16 protein-coding genes are annotated in these 20,744 nt (G+C 67.3%); 7 read left to right on the forward strand and 9 right to left on the reverse strand.

Features of this window, described 5'->3' with window-relative positions; genetic code table 11:
- Nucleotides 1-892 precede the first annotated feature (892 nt).
- Nucleotides 893-2,485 (reverse strand): glycosyltransferase family protein, encoded by a 1,593-nt coding sequence (locus QSK37_RS18185; protein WP_285622391.1) that lies wholly within the window; start codon nt 2,483-2,485, stop codon nt 893-895.
- 612 nt (nt 2,486-3,097) lie between these two features.
- On the opposite strand from QSK37_RS18185, the gene QSK37_RS18190 reads away from it, so the two are divergent.
- Nucleotides 3,098-5,323, forward strand: coding sequence for a polyamine aminopropyltransferase (locus QSK37_RS18190; RefSeq protein WP_285622393.1), 2,226 nt, complete (start codon nt 3,098-3,100; stop codon nt 5,321-5,323).
- Nucleotides 5,324-5,635: 312 nt separating this feature from the next.
- A complete protein-coding gene (locus QSK37_RS18195; protein WP_285622395.1) occupies nt 5,636-6,907 on the forward strand; it encodes a glycosyltransferase family 2 protein in 1,272 nt (423 codons plus the stop codon).
- A gap of 1,240 nt (nt 6,908-8,147) precedes the next feature.
- On the opposite strand, the gene QSK37_RS18200 is transcribed toward QSK37_RS18195, so the two are convergent.
- From QSK37_RS18200 to QSK37_RS18225, 6 genes are all read right to left on the reverse strand, one after another.
- Complete coding sequence (locus QSK37_RS18200; RefSeq protein WP_285622397.1) at nt 8,148-8,630, reverse strand: GtrA family protein; 483 nt, start codon at nt 8,628-8,630, stop codon at nt 8,148-8,150.
- Complete coding sequence (locus QSK37_RS18205) at nt 8,623-9,510, reverse strand: NAD-dependent epimerase/dehydratase family protein (RefSeq protein ID WP_285622399.1); 888 nt, start codon at nt 9,508-9,510, stop codon at nt 8,623-8,625. The genes QSK37_RS18200 and QSK37_RS18205 overlap by 8 nt, the downstream gene beginning before the upstream one ends.
- Nucleotides 9,500-11,119, reverse strand: a complete 1,620-nt coding sequence (locus tag QSK37_RS18210) for a GMC oxidoreductase (protein ID WP_285622402.1) — start codon at nt 11,117-11,119, stop codon at nt 9,500-9,502. Before QSK37_RS18210 ends, QSK37_RS18205 begins: the two co-directional genes overlap by 11 nt.
- Nucleotides 11,116-11,553 carry a hypothetical protein gene (locus QSK37_RS18215; protein WP_285622403.1) on the reverse strand — a complete coding sequence of 146 codons (438 nt, stop codon included), beginning with the start codon at nt 11,551-11,553 and terminating at the stop codon, nt 11,116-11,118. The genes QSK37_RS18210 and QSK37_RS18215 overlap by 4 nt, the downstream gene beginning before the upstream one ends.
- 220 nt (nt 11,554-11,773) lie before the next feature.
- Entirely contained in the window at nt 11,774-12,439 is a 666-nt protein-coding gene (locus tag QSK37_RS18220; RefSeq protein ID WP_285623526.1) for a response regulator, read from the reverse strand.
- Nucleotides 12,440-12,444: 5 nt separating this feature from the next.
- Nucleotides 12,445-14,037, reverse strand: a complete 1,593-nt coding sequence (locus QSK37_RS18225; RefSeq protein WP_285622406.1) for an ATP-binding protein — start codon at nt 14,035-14,037, stop codon at nt 12,445-12,447.
- Between the two features lie 153 nt (nt 14,038-14,190).
- Between QSK37_RS18225 and QSK37_RS18230 the strand changes: the two genes are divergently transcribed.
- Genes QSK37_RS18230 through QSK37_RS18240 form a run of 3 tightly spaced genes read left to right on the forward strand, consistent with a single transcriptional unit; the run spans nt 14,191 to nt 16,959 of the window.
- The gene (locus QSK37_RS18230) at nt 14,191-15,027 is read left to right on the forward strand and encodes an ABC transporter ATP-binding protein (protein ID WP_285622408.1); all 837 of its coding nucleotides are present in this window, start codon (nt 14,191-14,193) and stop codon (nt 15,025-15,027) included.
- The gene (locus QSK37_RS18235) at nt 15,017-15,895 is read left to right on the forward strand and encodes an ABC transporter permease (RefSeq protein ID WP_285622410.1); all 879 of its coding nucleotides are present in this window, start codon (nt 15,017-15,019) and stop codon (nt 15,893-15,895) included. The genes QSK37_RS18230 and QSK37_RS18235 overlap by 11 nt, the downstream gene beginning before the upstream one ends.
- A gap of 11 nt (nt 15,896-15,906) precedes the next feature.
- Nucleotides 15,907-16,959, forward strand: a complete 1,053-nt coding sequence (locus tag QSK37_RS18240; RefSeq protein ID WP_285622412.1) for an ABC transporter substrate-binding protein — start codon at nt 15,907-15,909, stop codon at nt 16,957-16,959.
- Between the two features lie 49 nt (nt 16,960-17,008).
- Here the strand turns inward: QSK37_RS18240 and QSK37_RS18245 are convergent, their stop codons facing one another.
- Entirely contained in the window at nt 17,009-17,752 is a 744-nt protein-coding gene (locus tag QSK37_RS18245) for an MBL fold metallo-hydrolase (RefSeq protein WP_285622414.1), read from the reverse strand.
- 262 nt (nt 17,753-18,014) lie between these two features.
- Here QSK37_RS18245 and QSK37_RS18250 point away from each other — a divergent pair, with 262 nt between their 5' ends.
- Both QSK37_RS18250 and QSK37_RS18255 read left to right on the forward strand, forming a co-directional pair.
- Entirely contained in the window at nt 18,015-18,812 is a 798-nt protein-coding gene (locus QSK37_RS18250) for a hypothetical protein (RefSeq protein WP_285622416.1), read from the forward strand.
- 3 nt (nt 18,813-18,815) lie between these two features.
- The gene (locus QSK37_RS18255) at nt 18,816-19,478 is read left to right on the forward strand and encodes a hypothetical protein (RefSeq protein ID WP_285622419.1); all 663 of its coding nucleotides are present in this window, start codon (nt 18,816-18,818) and stop codon (nt 19,476-19,478) included.
- Nucleotides 19,479-19,533: 55 nt separating this feature from the next.
- Here QSK37_RS18255 and QSK37_RS18260 read toward each other — a convergent pair whose 3' ends face one another.
- Complete coding sequence (locus QSK37_RS18260; protein WP_285622421.1) at nt 19,534-20,613, reverse strand: alpha/beta hydrolase; 1,080 nt, start codon at nt 20,611-20,613, stop codon at nt 19,534-19,536.
- Nucleotides 20,614-20,744 lie beyond the last annotated feature (131 nt).

The raw sequence follows: 20,744 nt of genomic DNA on the forward strand, positions 1-20,744 counted from the left end.
CGTTCTCGGACCCATTCCAGTTACGGTTCCGATGGCCGTGGAAGAAAGTACTGCGGGAGTGCGCGCTGCTGCCCCCACCCCAGCCGTCCCCGGGAACCTGGGCAGACGCGGGAAGGGCTGCGAGAATGCTGCCGCCGACTGCGGCAAGCACTCCGGTAGCCATGATCGTCTTTTTAAGCATGGTCTCCTCTTTTTCGGAATGGCGCGATGGCTCTCACCTACAGGGCGCTCATATATGTACTCAGAGTGCCGTATAGCATGTATTCCCCGGCCTTGCCGCGAACAACGTTCCCATCGGGTAATGCGCTACCAAAAAGGGCTTAGCTGGAAATTGGAAGGCTCCAGAGTGCGACCATGAGACATTTATGTCCGAGTCACCGAAGACTTCCACATTCGCCCTATATTTATTCCATGGCCGTCACCGATCCGCCGACCGGCCGTTATTTCCTTAACGAGTCAATTTGGACAGCTGTATCAAAGTCGGAAGATAGGGTTTTATCGCATCGGACCGATAGAACTGTGATATGGATACCCCTCCAGTCCTCCATGACGTACATGACCGAGTTAATAGTCGAGCAATGCATATTGCTCGCGGTTGTTCCACGATGGTCAGACGCTCGATCCAGCGAGCCGTGTTAGGGCTCAGGTCACACGGCGGGATGGCCCATCGCGGCAGGACCTGTGGGGATGGCGATCGTCGCGGCTGCTGGGGCGTTACACTTCCCGCACGCGGAGGACGCGGAGGACAACGTGATTTCTCTGGAGCGGATCCTCGCGTGATATGCCACTGGATTTCGGGGAGACTCTAGCCTTCTAGCGGCCGCAGTTGGGCGTCGGTGACCAACGCATTGGGAAACACGTCAGCCCGATCGCCCGCTTCATCACGAGGGGCTCACCCCATACGGCGCCAGGCGACCCAGTCTCCGGCGTAGCTTTGGCGGATCGACACAGGTCGCCAGTTCGGTGGGGCGGCGGGCCAGCTCTGTTGCGGTGTCTTCCCCAGGTCCCAAGGCACGATGACGAGCGTCACATCCGGCGCGAGCGTCTCTCGGCGAAAGCGATCAATCGCTTTCAGACCGTTGCGTACTTGGAAGGCCTGTGAAACCCAGATCCTCCACGACAGATCGACATAATTGACCGCGACATGGTCCTGGGGGCGTAGTCCGGCCGGGGCCAGGCTCGTGGCAGCCTCGATCCTGTCCTCCCACGCCCGGGTCTCCCGTTCGGTGGACACGGCCATGACGGTCAGATCGAGAGCGATGAAGCCAACGGCGACGATGCGCCATCCGTCTCTGCCGCCGCTCGTGATGATGAGGGCCGCCAGTATCAGCAGCACCAGCGCGACCCACGTGGCGAACCACAACTGCAGGGCGTTCCAGTTCCAGGTGAGGACGCAGATCTCAGGAAAGTCGGCCGTGCCGAAGAATTGGGTGGACAGCCGACCGCCGGCTTGCACCCGCACGATCCCGGCTGTCGCGAAGGCAAGCACCGCACAGGCGAGCACCGCCCACATGGCCGCCCTTCTCGTGCAGCGAGTCGCGAACACCGCCCCGGCCAGGAAGACCACCGGAGCCAGGCAACTGAGATACCGGCCATAGGCGAAGTTGGCGACGGTCTTCTCGTCCGCGGTCGCAGCGGACATGGCAAGCGCGATGCCCACCACGGTGGCGAGCGTGAGGCACGCCACCGCCCGGGTCGCGGGCGGTGTGCGACGGCGAACAGCCACTACGCCGAGGGCCACCAGGCCGACGCCTGCGACGCCCCACGTGGAAACGATGAGGTACCAGAGCTTTCCGGCGGTCAGGCCGATCGTCCACCCCATCCCGTCCAGGCTGGTCAGCCGATGCAGCAGCCATTCGCCGTGCGCCTGGACGCCACCCCGATAGATTCGTGACTTCACCCAGCCGTTCAGCGCCCATGCGGCGGCCGACCCGGCGACCAGCGCGTTGGCCGTCACGACGATGTCCCGCCTGCTCGCCCAGCGCCGCCACAGTACGGCGACCAGAAGACCCGCATGCGCCACCACGATGACCGCGCCCCGTCCATGCACGCAGTAGGTGTAGGCGGCGACGAGGCTCGCCACCACGCCGTATCCCAACCGTCCGCTGGTGATCCACGCGTGTACGAGGAGCAGCCAGCCGAGGACCGCCACCGGCAGTACGGCGTCGCTCATGGCGAACTGGCCGTAGTAGAGCTGCGAGGGCAGGAGAGCGGTCACGGTCGCGAGCAGGTAGGAGCGCCCACGCGGTAGGTCGAGACGGCGCAGTGCGATGTATGCGAGTGCGAAGACCGATGCGCCGACCAGCGCATTGATGAGGATGACGAGACGGTAGACGGTCGCCGGATCACTGCTGAGCCAGAATGCGGGAGTGAGGACGAGCGGGTAGCCGGCCTGGTAGAAGGTCCGCCCGGAGAGATCACCGGCCGCTCCGCCCGTGATCAGCCGTGCCGCCAGGAGATATCCCGACTCGTCCGGGATGAGCATTGGAACTCTCTGATATATGCCAAGCGCCCACCGGATTCCCACTTGAAGAATCCAGCCGCCGAGGAGCAGCAGAGGCCAGGGCCGGATGCGACGCATGAGCCCTGCGGGTACGGAAACGGAGCTCTCCCGCGATATTGTGGCCCCAAGCAATCCCATGGCATCTCCGTCGTGTTGAACTCGCTAATCGGCAAATATTGACAAAGTGTTCGTCAACTCTGCGACACAAGTAGAGCCGGCCGCGGCCCCAGACGACGGCTACACGTAAGTAGCGACGAGCCGACCCGCAAATGGCGGCAAACGCACCGCTTTCTCACCTCTGGGCGGCCTCACACCCGGCCGTGATCCACGGCGGAGGATAACCGCCGAAGACGCCGGTGTTCAAGCCCGGCCCGATATTCGCACGACATGGGTCAATGCGCAGCATCTCGCGCGCATTTGGGTAGGTCCGGACTTGAATCAGGAACTATGCATGAACACCCGAGTGGTCCCTGTCTGTCCGCCCGAGTTTTGTAAAGCAAGAACCGGGAAGAGCGACAGCAGCACCGCCGGGGCGAGCAAGTAATTCACATATGGACTCGTACGATTTATTCGGACTTTTGTAGGAGTATGGACATGGGTGTTGCCGCTGAAGTCGCGCCGCGCATCGACGTCGGCGGGGCGAGACCGACCAGAGGACCTGATGGCGTCGCGGTCACACTCTTCGCCCTGACAGCCTTGATCGGCTCTAGTCTGTTGTTCGTCATGGAACCGATGGTGACGAAAATGCTGTCGCCCGTCTACGGCGGATCACCGATGGTCTGGAGCACTTCGATCTTCTTCTTCCAGGTCGTGATCCTGATGGGCTACGCCTATACGCATTGGTCGCAGCGCATGCTCGGCGCCCGTGGCCGGCTCCTGATCCAGATTTCGCTGGCCATCGCCCCGCTCTTCCTGCTGCCGTTCACCGTGCCGGCCTGGTCACAAACCGTGGGGTCGAATTCACCCGCGCTCTGGCTTCTGCTCACACTGACAATGGTCGTCGGCGCACCGATCGCGGCACTCTCCACGATCGGAGCACTCGTTCAGCGTTGGTATTCATCGTCAGGTCTTCCTCGGTCCGACAACCCATACTTCGTGTTCGCCGCAGGCAATATCGGCGGTATGCTCGCGCTTCTCGCCTATCCGCTCGTCATCGAGCCGACGGCGAATTTGGCGACTCAGGCTCGCTGGTGGATGGTCGCTTATGGCGTGTTCATCGCCTTGGCGGTCGCGTGCGGGCTGGTCATGCGATTCCGTTTCGCCGGGCTTTCGGAGGCGCCCGCGGGAACCGAAACCGTCCCGCCCGAGCAGGTCTCCTGGGCGCGGAGGGCACGCTGGCTCGGCCTGGCCTTCATCCCGTCGTCCCTCATGCTCGGCGTTACCACGCGTATCTCCGCCCACATCGCTGCGATCCCGCTGATCTGGGTGGTGCCGTTCGCCCTCTACGTCGCAACGCTCATCATCGCCTTCGGTCTGAGGAACCAGCGCTGGATGACTCCCACGGTCATGGCCGCGGCGATCAGCGCAGCCGTTGTTCCGTGGACCCTGTATCTCCACCGCGGTTTGGCCGCCGACATCGCGCTCTGCCTCGCGCTGGTCCTCGTCGCCGGTCTGGCCTGCCATGGCCTCCTGGCGCGGGACCGGCCGGCTCCGCGTCGACTGACCGAGTTCCTGGTGATCGTCTCGCTCGGTTGCGCGCTCGGCGGCGCCTTCAACAGCCTCATCGCCCCGATGGTCTTCAACTGGGGCGCGGAGCTTCCGCTGGTCATGACCGCGCTCGCGGTCCTGCCCCTGGCGCTGCGCCGGCAACCGGCCGCGAACAAGGCATGGCGGCTGCCGGGAATCGAAGGGCTGGTCAAGTCGTTCGTGCTCGCCGGTCCCCTTCTCGTCGTCGCGGTGGACCTCAATCTCGGCCGCTACTGGCTCATCGCGATCGCTGTGGCGGGTTGCATGCCGTGGTGTGTTCTCGCCGTATCGCGGCCCCGGGTGATGGCGGTCGGCGCGCTGCTGACGACCGGTGCGCTCTTCTGGTATCAGACTCCGGACGACTCCTTCCGGGAGCGCACGTTCTTCGGCGCGTACGAGGTCTATTCCCAAGGTGGCTGGACGATTCTCTCCGACGGCGCGACCATGCGCGGCTACCAGTACGCAACGCTTCCCATACGGTCGATGCCCGTTTCGTACTACGGACGGCCCGGACCGCTCGGCGACCTTTTCGCGAACTACGGCGATCGGAGCAAGAACATCTCCGTCGTCGGTCTGGGAACAGGAGCCGAGGCGAGCTACGGACACGCCCGGCAGCAGATCGATTTCTTCGAACCCGACCGTGCGAGCCTCGATATCGCTCGGAAACGGTTCGGCTACCTGACCGGCAGCCAGGCCGACGTAGACGTGATTCTCGGCGATGGGCGGGTCGAGCTGGACAAGGCCCCCGACGGCCGGTACGGGATGATCATCTTGGATGCCTTCAATTCCGGCGCGGTGCCGACCCATCTGCTGACCCGTGAGGCGCTCCAGCTGTACGTTCGCAAGCTCAGGCCCGGAGGGGTGGTCGCGTTCCACGTCACCAAGAGGAACCTCGATCTCGCGCCGATGCTGCAGGCAACCGCACGGTCGGCCGGCCTCGCCTCGCTGACCGGTGATGGCGACGTAGATCCCCTGCACATGTATCAGGCTTCGACATGGGTGGCCATCACGCGGACGGATGCCGACCTTCAGCCGCTACGGGCCAATTCACAGCGGTGGAAGACGCTACCGACAGGCGGCCCAGTGTGGACCGACACCCAAGCCTCCCCGATAGGCGCCCTTACGTCCGAATGATCACGGACGTCTCCGCATGGAAGCGACGGCGCGGAATTTAAGATCCCCACTAAGGGGACATTTCCGAAGATAGATATCGGTTCCACGCATGGGAATTTATGCGACACGTGCGTCGTAATACTGGACGGAGCATCTGCGCGCGTGATTGGCCGCATCGACCGGAAGTCCTCATGTAGGGCTAAAGGTTGTTGCTTCGCGGCGCGTCGTCGCTTGACGGCAGGCTTCACGGGTAACACATGCCATTGTCGGAACAATGACGAGGTCAGTCGAAACCCCCGGAAATTGGCGGCACAGGACAATGGAGGACAGGACATGGAACTCTCCGTGGTGATGCCTTGCCTGAACGAGGCGGAGACCGTAGAGACATGCGTGCGGAAGGCCCTCGGATTCTTCGCTGAGCACGGCGTCGACGGTGAGGTCATCATCGCCGACAACGGCAGCACCGACGGGAGCCAGCAGCTCGCCCGCGACGCGGGCGCCCGCGTCGTGCCGGTGACCTCCAAGGGCTACGGCAACGCGCTGATGGGCGGTATCCGCGCGGCTCGGGGCACGTACGTGGTCATGGGCGACGCCGACGACTCCTACGACTTCACCTCGCTGATGCCGTTCCTCACCGAGCTGCGGGACGGCGCCGACCTGGTCATGGGCAACCGCTTCAAGGGCGGCATCGCGCCCGGCGCCATGCCGCCGCTGCACCGGTACCTGGGCAACCCGGTGCTCAGCTTCGTCGGCCGGCTGTTCTTCCGCAGCAAGATCGGCGACTTCCACTGCGGGCTGCGCGGCTTCCGCCGGGACTCGATCCTGCGGCTCGGCCTGCAGACCGGCGGCATGGAGTTCGCCAGCGAGATGGTGGTCCGCTGCACCCTCGCCAAGTACGACATCCGCGAGGTCCCCACCACACTCTCGCCCGACGGCCGCTCCCGCGCCCCGCACCTGAGCACCTGGCGCGACGGCTGGCGACACCTGCGCTTCCTCATGCTCTACAGCCCCCGCTGGCTGTTCCTCATCCCCGGCCTGCTGCTCATGACCCTCGGACTGATCGGCGGCATCGCCCTGTCCGCGGGCCCGATCCACGTCGGCGACATCGCCTTCGACGTCGACACCCTTGCCGGGGCCTCGGCGATACTGGTGATCGGCTTCCAAGCAGTGCTGTCAGCCCTACTGACCAAGGTCTATGCAATGGAAGAGGGCTTCCTTCCTCACGACCCGCGGGTGCAACGCGTCATCCGGTCCTGGAGCCTGGAGCGTGGTCTGGTCGTCGGCGGCCTCCTGGCACTGGCCGGTCTCGTCGGCCTGGTCGCCTCGCTGATCCACTGGCAGGGCCACAGCTTCGGCCAGCTCGACCCGCACGCCTTGCTGCGCATCGTCGTGCCGGCCGCCACCGCGCTCATCATGAGCTTCCAGATGATCTTCGCGTCGCTGTTCGTCAGCATCCTGGGGATCCGCCGCCCCTCCCACCCGCTGGTCGCCGACCCGGCGGAGGAGGCCGCCATCGTCGTGGACGCGGCGGTCCAGCGCGTACGGACCGAGAACGGCGCCACGAGCGCGGACTCCGGGAGCATGAACCCTGCCAAGACGGCATGACGCGGAGCCGGGTCGGTGATTCGAACCGGCGAGCACCATCCGCGACCGACGTGACGAATGGATCAAGCGCGGCGTCCTCGCGCAGCCGAAGAGCATCTCGCCGGACGCCTGCGACCGCGTCGTCGGCACCCGACGACGGCGCGTGCGCCGGTCCCTCTCCGATGGATCGGCGCACGCGGGACATGAGACGCTCGCTGATGGTCGATGGTCGCGACATCCCCGGCGGGAGCGGCCCCCGAACGTACGACTTCGAGCGGCCTATCCACGATGATCCGGGACTTCGCGGAGATCCGGCAGGTGGCCGGATCGTGTACGTGGGGACGCTCGAGACTCGGTCAAACGCGCGGACGCGGATCGAGTCGGCGGCGATCGGGCGGCTCAAGGAGTTCTCCGCCCGCGACATCACGGTTGGGCAGTGTGGTGCGGGCCTCGCCGGCCGGGCCATGGCCACGGACCTGGTCGACGGTTCCTCGGCCCGACCGTCGTCGGGGGAAGGCGCGCACCGCCGCATGAGAGTCGCATCCGGCTCGAACTCTTCAATGAGCACCGCTTCCTAAGCGGTGTCGTCCATGCCCGCCAAGGAGCCCGCGGTCGACCAGTGGTGATGCGGCCGAATGTCGGCACCTGACGTGCTCGGGTCGGGAAACGGGCCGCAGTACGCGTTGAAGATCAACGGCATGCCCGCACCCCGCCGCGCCACCGGACGACCTCTCAGGTCGGCGACGGCGATCGGCTCGTCTCCGAGGGAACGAGACCAGGTGCGGGTGTCGATGCCGGCGAGCTCCCGGGTCGGGAGGCAGTGTCCTGCCGGGCCTTCACGACCGTCTCCTCGCCACGAGCCAGGCCACGGGGCGGCCGGTTCTCGTGGCGTCGAGGTCGGATCGACCCGCCGTCCATCAGGCCTGCTCGACTCGCTCTCTCAGGGCGGCCGCGCGGTGGACCAGGCCGACGATCACCTGGGCCGCCTCCGGTTTCTGTCCAGCGAGCCATCGAAGGACTTCCCGGTCGTACGAGCCCACTTCAAGCCCGTGATCAGTGCAAGTACGAAGAAGCCGGTTGAGGGTCTTTTCCCGCATGACCCCGCGTTTGTGGTATCCCGCGTAGACGTCGCGCACTTCAGCGGTGGCCTCGCACTCGGCCTCGTATGGTCCACTCATGGCTGGGCATCCCTAGTTCTCGCCTCACTCGGTGAGGCTGCTGCATGCACATATGTTCTGGTCATACCCAAATACGATGTCGCCTACTCCGATTGCCAGGAAAGGAACCTGCCAAGCCATCCGCTTCGCAAGCAGGAGGCATGGAACAGAAATCGCCGCGCGCCGAAACTCCAGAAGAGCACGATGGTGACGGTTATCAGCTTCGAAGTCAGGTAGAATATTCCGAGAACCGACGTGAAAATCCACATAAATATGCCATTGAGCAACAGGGCGACGGTGCAGATGCCGACGAACAACGCGAGTTCGACGCCACGCTCACGCCTGGCCCGTTCAGCGAACACCCATACGGTGCTGAGCAGGTAGTTCACGGCGACAGAGATGACGAAGGACGATGTCGCCGACAGCAGATAGAACCAGGAAAGTAAGCTGGTGAACACGTAGAGCAGTCCGAAGTCGACCGTGAATGCGATGACCGCCACGATGCCGTACCTGAAGAACTGTACGAATCCGTGGCTGGTCGGCTGCAGGAGCAGCTTCCCCGCGAACGCGGTGATGCCGCTAGGCATCGAGTGTCCCCAATCGGGCCAGCGCCTCGTGCAGCGTATCGAGCTTGACACCCAGTTCCTTGACGTCTGCGGAATTATCGACGGCACGCAGCTTCTTGAGCCCCCATAGATTATCCTCGTTCACCGCGAGCGGAAGGCGCAGGAACGCGATGGTGCGCATGGCGGTGAGCAGCACGAAGAAGGGCACCGGAAGGAAGATCGGGGTCACTCCGAGCTGCCTGCCCATGGCCCTGTAGAGCTCTTTGTACGCATAGACTTCGGGGTTGGCGACCACGAACCGACCGTGCAGATCGCGCTCCAGGACCTGCTCGATCACCTGAAGCAGGTTATGTATGCCTATGATTTGCAGCGGTTGAGTTCCGCCATCGACCAGCGGCACGAGCCGTTTGGTCCGCATGAATTTGGCCATCTGCTGCACGATGCCACCGCTGCCGACTATCAAGCCGCAGCGCAATATCACGTCGTTCGAATCGTCCAGCATGCCTTCAATGGCCAGCTTCTGACGGCCATATACCGATACAGCGTCTTCATGGGCCGACATGCTCGACATGAATACCGACTTTTTCACGCCCTGCTCCCGGGCCGCCGCAAGCAGACGTTCGGTGCCACCTACGTTCACCTCGAAAGCGTCCTGGTGAGCGCGATCGAGCTTCACGTACGCGGTATGGACCAGATAGTCGACGCCCTTGAACATCGTCGCATCGAACGTCTTGCCGAGATCAAGAGCCACATAGCGGACGTTCTCGCGCGTCTCGAATCTTCCTGGGTCGCGTACCGAAGCCACGACATTCCATCCTCTTGCAGCGAGGAAACTCACCAACTGCGAGCCGACGAATCCGCCGGCGCCGGTGACGAAAACGGTCGGGAGCTCATCGCTCATGCTTGAGTGCCTTCTGTGCGGTGATGTGCGCGTTCGCCAGTAGAGAGAAGGTAAGACCGCAGGCCGGAAGATAGTTGAATCCTGAGCTGTCGGCCACATAGACGTCTTGGGTGCCATGCAGCCTGCCGCTCGGACTCAACGTCAGGGGCTGGTCTCGATCGCTGAACGGCAGGGTGCCGGCATAGTGAATGCTCGCGCCGTATCCCGGGTTAATCCGCTTGGTCGCGTATATGCCCAGCCGCCGCCCCGCAGCGATGTACTTACGCTCGCGCCGCACGAACTCGTCTTTCTCCGCCTGGTCGAGTACATAGCTCGCGTCGAGGTGGTCGCCAACAGGGGAGCTCGCATCGCCGACAAGCTGGAGATACTTCTTCGAGGAGCGTTTGTCCGGATGATGCACACCCATGATCACCAGCCCCGACATCAGGTAACGCATGATGTGGCGGGCGTCCGAGAAACCCAAGAACGGAACCTGGCCCATCAGCCTGAAGAGCATGAGCGACTGGTAACTGTACAGAGAGGCTATGGAAAACCCGGATTTGCCCCTCTCTTCGTCCAGGATCAGCGAAAGCTGGGCGAGGCCGAGCTTCTTACGCTCTACTTCCTTGCCCACCATCGACAACTGCACGCAAGGAATGAAACTGTACGGGTTGCACAGCAGAGGTAGCTTCGTGTGCGACTCTCCCATGCTCCGCAGCACGACCCGCGCACTGCCCAGCGCCCCGGCGGCGAGTACGAGCGTTCTGCAACGCAGGACTCGTTTCTCATGCTGAGGGATCGTGAGGCACTCCACCTCCACGAACCCGTCTCTCTCGACGAAGCGGGTCACCAGATGACCGCCGACATAGGTGAAGTTCGGACTTCCCTTGAGCTGGTCGACGGTGACCCAGGGACGCCAGGCGCTCCGGCCGTTGTCGGTGTAGTAGTCCATGTCGCGGTAGGCGTACTTCTCTCGCCCGTCCATGTCCTCCGTGAGCAGGGCGAGCGGCGTCCGGCCCAGCACGAACCCTCTTTTATTGAAGTAGTTCTTGTGCGCCTGATACCTGTTGAGGATCCGCTGATGATTTCGGTCCATGTTCACCGGCGGCTGATAGGTCTTCAGGTCGACGATGGTGTACGGCGAGGCGTCGTCCTTGGTGGCACTGATGCCCACCCGCTGGGCTACGACCTCGTATGCGTCACGCATGCGGGTCTCATCGAGTCCGGCGGCCCTGATGTCGGCGTCCGAGAACTCCCAGCACTGCAACCCCCAGCCGATGCCGAGGCCTCCGTACCCCAGGCTTTCGACCGGCGAGAACGTGCTGGACCGTACCGGCAGATACGTGTCGACCTTCTCGATCATGTGCCGACGCGGCGGAGTGATCTGGGCGCCCTTACCGACGTGACCCCACACCACGCCCTCGGCGTTCTGGCCGATCAGGTAGCGATGTTGGTCGATCTCGTTGCGCCGGATATCTATGTAGTCTTTTTCCGGGACCTGTGAGTGATACTCCGGGTTGTCGATCCCCACGTCGACCATGGTGACGTCCGCACCCGCATCCACCAGGGTCTGCGCGGCCATCGCCGCAGAGCAACCGGAGCCGACGACCATGAAACCAGCGATGTTCACTGCGTGATCACCTTGACCAGAATGGTGCCTACGATCGTTCTGGTGACACCGGTGATGACGGTTGAGCCGACGACGGTGGAGTACCACCAGCCGCGGCGCACGGGAAGAAATCGATGGTGATAACGGGGAGAGGACTCCAGGATCGAGAACATGATATAAATGCGATGGCGAATTTCAGACGCCGAATCGATCAGAGTAAGACCCGCGTCGACGAATCCGAGCGCCCAGGGATGGCGGTGGATGAAGGCCAGGCGTTTGCGCTCACGCTCACTCATCGCGCACGCTCTGGTCTTTATCGCATTGACATAGAGCGTCACGGCCGGCTCATCCGGCGGTCCTCCCACCAGATAGCGGCCCAGGACTCTCGCTTCACAGCGCAAGACTTCGTCACTATCGATAATAATTCGTTTCACGATAATGCACTTTCTGTCCATCACTGCGTTCCCCCGGATGTACTGGTGGCTCTTCCCGGTTCACGCCCAACAAAAACCGAGGTAGACAGATCGGGCCAGGCTGCCGCATATATCAGCCAATGCACGGTCGAGTGCATGACAGAAATGACAGACTATGTTCGGCCGCTGCCCGATGTCGGGATTTGCGCGGCCGTCCGCCGGTATGGACTGGCGCGGTAGCGGATATACCCGGAACCGGACGTCAGGGCGTGAACGATGCTCCGGGGCGCCAGGCGTACTCGTGTTCGGGGCGGCCGGTGGTGCCGTACCGCAGCGTCACCAGCGCCCGGCCGGACTGCGCGAGCGAGGCCAGGTACCGCTGGGCCGTCGCGCGGGAGATCCCGACCTCATCGGAGATCTCCGCCGCCGAGCGGGGCCGGTCGGCCCGGCGGAGCGCCTCGGCGACGAGCTGTGAGGTGACCGGCGACTGGCCTTTCACCGCGCGTGGGACGCCGCGCGGCACGTCGTACAGCACGCGCACGGCGCGGTCGACGTCGTCCTGCGTCAGCTGACCGCCGTTCGCCAGCCGTTCCCGGTACCGCGCGTACGCGCGCAGCCGCTCCCCCAGCTCACCGGCGGTGAACGGCTTGATCAGGTAGTGCAGGGCGCCGCGGGAGAACGCGGTGCGCACCGACTCCTGGTCGGTGGCGGCGGTGGCCATGATCACGTCCGCGGCCAGGTCGGGCAGCAGGTTCAGGCCCGACTCGTCGGGCAGGTAGACGTCGAGCAGCACGAGGTCGGCGCCGGCCGCCTTGGCCCGCGCGTCGGCGGCGGTACGGGCCCGGCCGGCGACGCGGAACCCCGGCACGAGCTCGACGAACCCGGCGTGCACCTGGGCCACGCGGAAGTCGTCGTCGACCACCAGCACGTCGATCAATTGAGCACCTCCGGAAGCCGGGCGACGAAGACGGCACCCACCTCGTCCTCGCCGGGGTCGACGAGGACGATGTCGCCGCCGCGCGCCCGCGCCGCCGTACGGGCGAGCGCGAGGCCGAGGCCCCGCGGCCGACCGCCGTCGGCCTGGCGCGTGGACACGCCGTCACGGAAGATCGCCTCCTTCAGCTCCTCCGGCACGCCCTCGCCGGAGTCGGCCACGGTCACGTGCAGGTCGTGACCGTCGCCGAGCAGTTCGACCTCGACGCGCGCGGGCCGGCGACGGCCGAGCCGCGCGGCCTCCAGGGCGTTCTCGACGAGATTGCCGAGCACCGTGGTCACGTCGAGCGGCTCGGACACGCGGCCGGGTACCCAGGTGGTCTCGGCGATCTCCAGCTCGACCCCCTTCTCGGCGGCGACGGCGGCCTTGGCCGCGAGGAAGGCGCCGAGGTAAGGATCGGGTACGGTGCCGGGCGGCTCCTCCTTCGCGGCGGGGACCTCGGCGAGGGCACGGATGTAGCCGGCCGCCTCCTCATAGTGGCCGAGCTGGAGCAGACCCGACAGCGTGTGCAGGCGGTTCGCGTACTCGTGCCGCTGCGCGCGCAGCGCGTCGAACAGCGTCCGCACCGCGTCCAGTTCACGGGCGAGCGACTCCACGTCCGTCCGGTCCCGCAGGCTGATCACCGCGCCGAGGCGCCGTCCGCCGTGGCTGACCTCGCGCCGGTTGACGACGAGGACCCGGTCGCCGGAGACGACGAACAGGTTGGGCGGCACCTCCTCGCCCTCCAGCACGGCCCGGAGCCGGCCGGTCACCGGCAGGTCGGCGACCGCGGTGTGGCGGGCGGGCGTGACGTCGAGCAGCCGCGCGGCCTCCTCGTTGCAGACCGTCACCCGGCCGCCGTCGTCGAGCGCGAGCACCCCCTCGCTGATGCCGTGCAGCACGGCCTCGCGCTCCTGGACCAGCTCGGCGAGCTCGTGGGGTTCGAGGCCCAGGGTCTGGCGCTTCAGGCGCCGGCCGATCCCGGCGGAGGCGGCCACGCCGAGCAGGACCGTGCCCGCGGCGAACCCGGCCGCGACCGCCAGCGTACGGTGCACGCGCCGGTCGATCTCGCCGGCGTCGAACCCGACGCTGACCTCGCCGACGAGGCTCCCCACGTGGTCGTGGAGCGGGACCTTGCCCCGCGCGGACAGCCCGAGGGTGCCACGCTCGAAGACGATGACCTCGTGCCCGGACAGGGCGGCCGACGGGTCGGTGCTGACCCTCCGCCCGATCTCGGCGCGGTTCGGGTGGGCCAGGCGGATGCCGTGCCGGTCGGTGACGACGACGAACAGCGCGCCGGTGGCCTCGCGGAACCGCTCCGCGCGGTCCTCGACCACGCCCTGCGGGTCGCCGCTCGCCACGGCGTCGCCGATCACGGGGTCAGAGGCGACGGCGCGGGCGAGCGTCAGCGCGCGCCAGCCGTACTGGTGACGCAGTTCGCCCCACTGCACCCAGGCGGCCATGCCGTACCCGGTCACGGCGACGAGCACCACGACGCCGATCTGCAGGATCAGCACCTGGTGGGCGAAGCGTATACGGGCAGGTCGGGGCATGACCTGCAAACCGTAACCGAACCGGGCTCCACCCGCTTCGCGCGCAGAACGCGCAAAACCTCGATTTATGCGGTCAACGCGGTTAACGCGGCTTGTGACCACATCGCGGGCAAGGCTTAACGCGCCCGAAACATGCTCGTAGCGTCTGGCGGCATGCCCACGCAAGAGACCCCTGACGGCCCCGCGATCGAGCTTCGCGGCGCCACAAAGCGTTTCCGCTCGTCGTCGGGCGGAGTGCACACGGCCGTCCGCGACCTCGATCTCACCGTGGACTCCGGGGAGTTCGTGGCCGTGGTCGGCCCCACCGGTTGTGGCAAGTCCACCACGCTGTCGCTCGTCTCCGGCCTCGAGCCCCCCTCCGGCGGCGAGGTGCTGGTGCACGGCACACCGGTCGGCGGCATCCCCGAGGGCGTCGGCTACATGTTCCAGACCGACGCCGTGCTCCCCTGGCGTTCGGTGCTCGACAACGTCGCGACCGGCCCGCGCTACCGCGGCGCGGGCAAACGGGAGGCCCGCGCGAAGGCCCGCGAATGGGTGGAGCGGGTCGGCCTCGGCGGCTTCGAGTCCTACTACCCGCACCAGCTGTCCGGCGGCATGCGCAAGCGCGTCGCGCTCGCCCAGACGCTCGTGAACGAACCGTCGATCCTGCTGATGGACGAGCCGTTCTCCGCTCTGGACGTGCAGACGCGCGGCCTGATGCAGGACGAGCTGCTGCGGCTGTGGTCGGGCTCCGGCACGGCGCGAGGCGCCGCGGTGGTGTTCGTCACCCACGACCTGGAGGAGGCGGTCGTGCTCGGCGACCGCGTGGTGGTGATGACCGCCGGACCCGCCACGGTCAAGGCGTCCTTCGACGTCCCGCTGGAACGGCCTCGCGACGCGGAGGAGATCCGGCTCACCCCGGAGTTCCTCGACATCTACCGCGAGGTCTGGGAGTCGCTGCGCGAAGAGGTCCAGATCACCCGTGAGAGGGGTGCGGATCGTGCTGCCTGACACCAGGGAACCCGCCCAGGCCGGCAGCGTCGACGACGGCCAGGCCGCGGCGGTCGCCCAGGCCCGCGCCGCTCACCGGCGACGCCTCACCGGCATCAACGCCGTACGGGTGCTGCTGGTCGTGGCCGTGCTGGGCTCGTGGGAGCTGGCCGCGACCCACTGGATCGACCCGTTCTACTACTCCAAGCCGAGCGCGATCTGGAGCCGGCTGGTCGACTGGTTCACCAGCGGCACCTCGCAGGGCTCGATCTGGACGCAGATCGCCTACACGCTGGAAGAGGCGCTGATCGGCTTCGCGCTCGGCAGCGTGGGCGGCGTCGTGCTCGGCATCGTCCTGGGCCGCAGCCGCTTCCTGTCCGATGTGTGCGCGCCGTTCATCAAGGCGGCCAACGCCATCCCCCGCATCATCCTGGCCTCGCTGTTCGTCATCTGGTTCGGCCTCGGCATGTCGTCCAAGGTCGCGACCGCGTTCGTCCTGGTGTTCTTCGCGGTGTTCTTCAACGCCTTCCAGGGCGCCCGCGAGGTCGACCGGAACCTGGTGAACAACGCCCGGATCCTCGGCGCGAGCCGGACGCAGGTGCTGACCTCGATCGTCGTGCCCAGCGCCACGTCCTGGATCCTCGCCTCCCTCCACTCGGCGTTCGGCTTCGCGATCATCGGCGCGATCGTCGGCGAGTACAGCGGCGCCGACAAGGGCCTCGGCCTGCTCATCAACCATGCCCAGGGCACGTTCGACTCGGCCGGCATCTACGCCGGAATGATCATCATCACGGTGATCGCTCTGCTGGCCGAGTGGTTGCTCACCCTGCTCGAACGCCGCCTCCTGCGCTGGCGTCCCCCCGCGTCCAGCGTCGAAGCACAGATCTGAAGGAGCCCCTCATGCGTACGGCCACTCGCGTCGCCGCGGCCGCGCTCGCCGCCGCCACCGCCCTGTCCCTCAGCGCCTGCCGCGACTCGCGCACCTCCGCGTCGAGCGGGAACGGCGGCAAGGACGACACCATCAAGATCATGGTCGGTGGTATCGACAAGGTCATCTACCTGCCCGCGAAGCTGACCGAGCAGCTCGGCTACTTCAAGGAGCAGGGCATCAACGTCCAGCTGCTCACCGAACCCGCCGGCGCCCAGGCGGAGAACGTGCTGCTCTCCGGCGACGTGCAGGGCGTCGTCGGGTTCTACGACCACACCATCGACCTGCAGACCAAGGGGAAGTGCATCGAGAGCGTCGTGCAGCTCGCCGACGTGCCGGGCGAGGCCGAGGTGGTCTCGGCGCCCAAGGCCGGCCGGATCACCTCGCCCGCGGCGTTCAAGGGCCTCAAGCTCGGCGTGACCAGCCCGGGTTCGTCCACCGACTTCCTCACCCAGTACCTGGCGACCAAGAACGGCGTGCCCACGTCGGCGTACACGACGGTGAAGGCGGGCGCGGGCCAGACGTTCATCGCCGCCCTGAACAACGGCGGCATCGACGCCGGCATGACGACCGACCCGACCGTCGCCCAGCTCACCAGCACCGGCAAGGGCAAGGTCCTGCTGGACATGCGCACCGAGGCGGGGGCGCGCGCCGCGCTCGGCGGCCTGTACCCGTCCAGCTCCTTGTACATGAGCTGCGACTACGTCAAGACGCACACGCAGGCCGTGCAGAAGCTGGCGAACGCCCTGGTCAAGACGCTCGGCTGGATCAAGGCGCACAAGCCGGCGGAGATCGCGGCCAAGATGCCGGCCGACTACGCGGGCGGTGACCCCAAGCTGTACGAGAAGGCGGTCGCCGACAGCATCGGCATGTTCAACGGGGACGGCATGATGCCGGCCGACGGCGCGAAGAACGTGCTGAACGTCCTCGCCCAGTTCTCCCCGAACGTCAAGGGCAAGAAGGACACCGTCGACCTGTCCAAGACCTACACGACCGAGTTCGCGGCCAAGGCGCCCAAGCAGTAGGAAACGCGCGAAGGGCCGGTGCGGGGGCCCGCGCCGGCCCTTCGCGCGTTCAGCCGATCGGGACGGTCTCCTCCTCGCGCGCCACCTCGACCGGTCCCGCGTACGTCCGGCGGGCCGCCTCCTCCGCGTGAACGGCGAACGTGCCGGGCCACAGGTGGGTCAGCATCAGGCGCCCGGCGCCGGCCTTCGTGGCCCACTCGCCGGCCTGCCGCGCACTGGACAGGTAGCGGGCGTCCTCGGCCGGCACGACCTCCGGATGGGTCGCCTCGGCGAGGAACAGGTCGGCGTCGCGGGCCAGCTCGGCCAGTTCGCGGCACGGCCCCGTGTCGCCGGTGTAGGCCAGCACCTTGCCCTCCGCGGTCAGCCGCAGGCCCGCGTTCGGCACGAAGTGCGGCAGCGCCCACGTGTCGACCGTGAAGGGGCCGATCTCGAACCGCCCGCCCGCGGTGAAGGTGCGGAGCGTGAGGGCGTCGTCGAGCATGCCGGGCCGGTCGAGGGCCAGCACCCGGTCGAGGGCGCCGGGCAGCGCGTGAACGGGCAGCTTCGGCGCCGGGTCCGGATCGAGTGCCCGTGCCCGCAGCAGCGGATTCAGGTCGGCGCAGTGGTCGGGATGCCCGTGGCTCACCAGGACCGCGTCCACCTCCCGCGCGTCGACGTGCCGCAGCAGGCGCGGCAGCGTGGCGTACCCGGGGTCGATGAGCAGCCGGAATCCGTCGCTCTCGACCAGATAGCCGCTGCACGCGCGTCCGGGCGTGGGCCACGCCCCGCAGCTGCCGAGCACCGTCATGCGCATTGCGTCAGCTCCCATCGGTCGTGTCGGGACTCGTGCCGACTCGCCACGGAACGTCAACCGGTGGCGTCTCTGAGTCGTTATCTCACACATCCGACCGGCCGCGCCCCCGCGATCGCCTACGGACCGCCTGAGCTGCCGGTACGCGGCCTGGCACCGTTTTCACCGCCCCGTCGAGCAATCCCGGCACAGCGCCCTTACCGGGTTGTTTTAGGGCGTTTTAGACGGGCAGAAGAGCCTGGCAACCGCACCTCAGGAGGCAACCATGTCGACCGTCGCAGTGGTCGTCATCGTCATAGTCGTGCTCGTGGTGTTGGCCGTCGCCGGGTACTTCGCCCGGGCGCAGGCGCGGCGACGCGGCCTGCGGCAGCGCTTCGGCCCCGAGTACGACCGGGCGGTGAAGGACCACGAGAGCACCCGCGAGGCCGAGCAGGAACTGCTCGCCCGGCAGAAGCGTCACGACCAGCTGGAGATCCGTCCGCTGGCCCCCGAGGTGCGCGAGCGCCACCTCGGCGAGTGGCGCCAGGTCCAGGAGCGTTTCGTGGACGCGCCGGAGACCGCCGTCAGCGAGGCCGACCGGCTCATCCACCAGGTGATGAGCGAGCGCGGCTACCCGACCGACGAGGGCTACGAGCAGCAGGTCGCGGACCTGTCCGTCGAGCACGCCGCCACCATCGGCCGGTACCGGCAGGCCCACGACATCGGCTCCCGTGCCGGGAGCGGGCAGGCCTCGACCGAGGACCTGCGGCAGGCCATGGTGCACTACCGCGCGCTGTTCACCGAGCTGCTCGACATCGGCGACGACGCGAACGCCACGAACCACGCCACCGATCGCGCCGCCGAGCCGGACGCGGCCGGGTCGGAGACGACGGCCGCACCCGCGACCGAGACCGGCGCGCGGGGCGAGACGGCCGAAGAGGAAGCGGAGGCCGAGCGGGACGGCACCGCGCCGCGTACGAAGACCGGCGCGAAGGTGAAGGCCGCCGCCGAGCGCGCCGAGACCGACACGAAGACCCGCGCACGGACCACGCGGACCGCGCGGCGCGACGACGAGGGAGCGTAGGCGATGAACGGCTACCACGAACGCTCATTGGACGACCCCCGCCCACCGGCCGAGGACCGGCCCGTCGCGGGCTGGCCCGCCGAGGAGGCCGACCAGGGTGAGCACCGGGCCGCGGCCTCCGGTGAGGAGGAGCCGCTGGTCGGCGAGGTCTGGGACAAGGACGCCTCCACCGAACCCGCCGGAACCGCGACCGGCCGGGAGGGCGAGCCGGTCTCCTCGGAGGAGACCGCGGACGCGACGGCCGAGGACGAGGCCGGCCGCGGCCGCTACGGCGAGCCGTTCGGCACCGAGGAACCGATCATCGTCTCGGACTCGACCACCGAAGAGGAGACGGTGTCCGAGGGCGCCGAGCCGGCGGCGACCGGCGCCGCCCCGACGGCCGCCGACGAGCTCACCGTCGACCGGCTCATCGACGCCGACGCCGCCGAGCGGTTCCGGACGCGCTGGCGCGAGGTCAAGGGCGACTTCGTGGACGACCCGGCGGACGCCGTACGGCAGGCGAGCGCCCTGTCGCGGGAGACCGTGGACGAGCTCACCGCGGCGCTGGGCCGGCTGCGGGAGCGGCTCGACGACCACTGGGGCGAGGGCGAGGAGTCCGACACCGAGCGGCTCCGGGTGGCGCTGCGCGGCTACGGCTCCCTGATCGAACGCGTCCTGGGCCACTGACGACGGACGGACGGCGGCGGGCGCTCGGCGCGTCCGCCGCCTCGTCACGTCCGGGTCAGGCCGGGCGTGGGAACGACAGCCGGTCGCTGAGCCAGGCGTAGGCGTTCGGCAGCATGGAGTTCCACACGGCGGCGTTGTGCCCGCCGTTCTTCAGCACGTACTCGAACGCCTGTGTGGGCGGCCGTACGAGCGGCACGAGCCGGACGAGTTCGCGGTAGGACGCGCGGTCCTGCCGGGTGCCGGCGAGCAGGAGACCGACCGGCGGCCGCTGGGTCCGCAGGATCTCCGGGAGGGAGTTCTGGGCGTCCAGCGCCGGGTCGGCGCGGACCTGCGGCGTCTGCGGCGTCGTGTCGCCCTGCATGCTGACCGCGGCGCCGAACAGGTCCGGGCGGCGCAGGGCGAGTTTGGCGGCGCAGTAACCGCCGGTGGAGAACCCCATGACCCCCCACGAGTCCCGCCCGGACTCGGCGCGGAAGGCGCTCGTCACCGCCGTGCGCACGTCATCGGCCAGCCAGGTCTCGACGCGCGGACCGGCCGGGAAGTCGACGCACTCGGTGTCGCGGCCCGGTTCGACCGTCATGGTGGGCGCGACCAGGATGAACGGGTGGGCCCGGCGGGCCGCGATCGCGTCCTGGAGCGCCCCGACCCCGCGTACGGCGTGGAACCACGTCGACGGGCTGCCGGGATAGCCGGGCAGGAGTTCCACGACCGGATAGGTGCGGCGAGCGCCGGCCGGGGAGTCGTATCCCGGCGGCACCCACACGAGGATCCGTGATCGGACGCCGGAGTGCTCGCCGCTGTAGGTCGCGGAGTAGACGTCCTCGCCGAGGGACCGGTCGCGCCGGAAGTCCGCCCGGCCGATGCCGGCCCCGGCCGGGCCGGCCGCCTGGATCGCGGCGGTCTCCCCCGTCCCGCCGCCGACCAGGTCCTCCCATGAGGCGTAGAAGCCGTAGTGGTCGTTGATCGCGACCCCGCCGAGCAGCAGCGCCAGCGCCTGGCAGGTGACGATCATCGCGAACCGCACGGCGGCCGCCACGCGTCCGCGGACGCGGTTCCACAGGACCAGGCAGGCCACCGGCGCGCCCAGCGCGAGAAGAACGGCCAGCACCAGCAACGGCAGGCCCGTCAGGCCCATGGCTCCCCCAAGACATCGACGCGAGGACTCTCCCCGGCACCGGACGCGCCCGGCGCTTTCGCCGTCGCCGGACGCACCCTAGGACGTACCCGGTGACCGCCCCGCGGGGTTCGCGCAGTGTTCACCTTTCC

Origin of the sequence: Actinoallomurus iriomotensis (assembly GCF_030269445.1) — a bacterium.
Lineage (GTDB): Bacteria > Actinomycetota > Actinomycetes > Streptosporangiales > Streptosporangiaceae > Actinoallomurus > Actinoallomurus iriomotensis.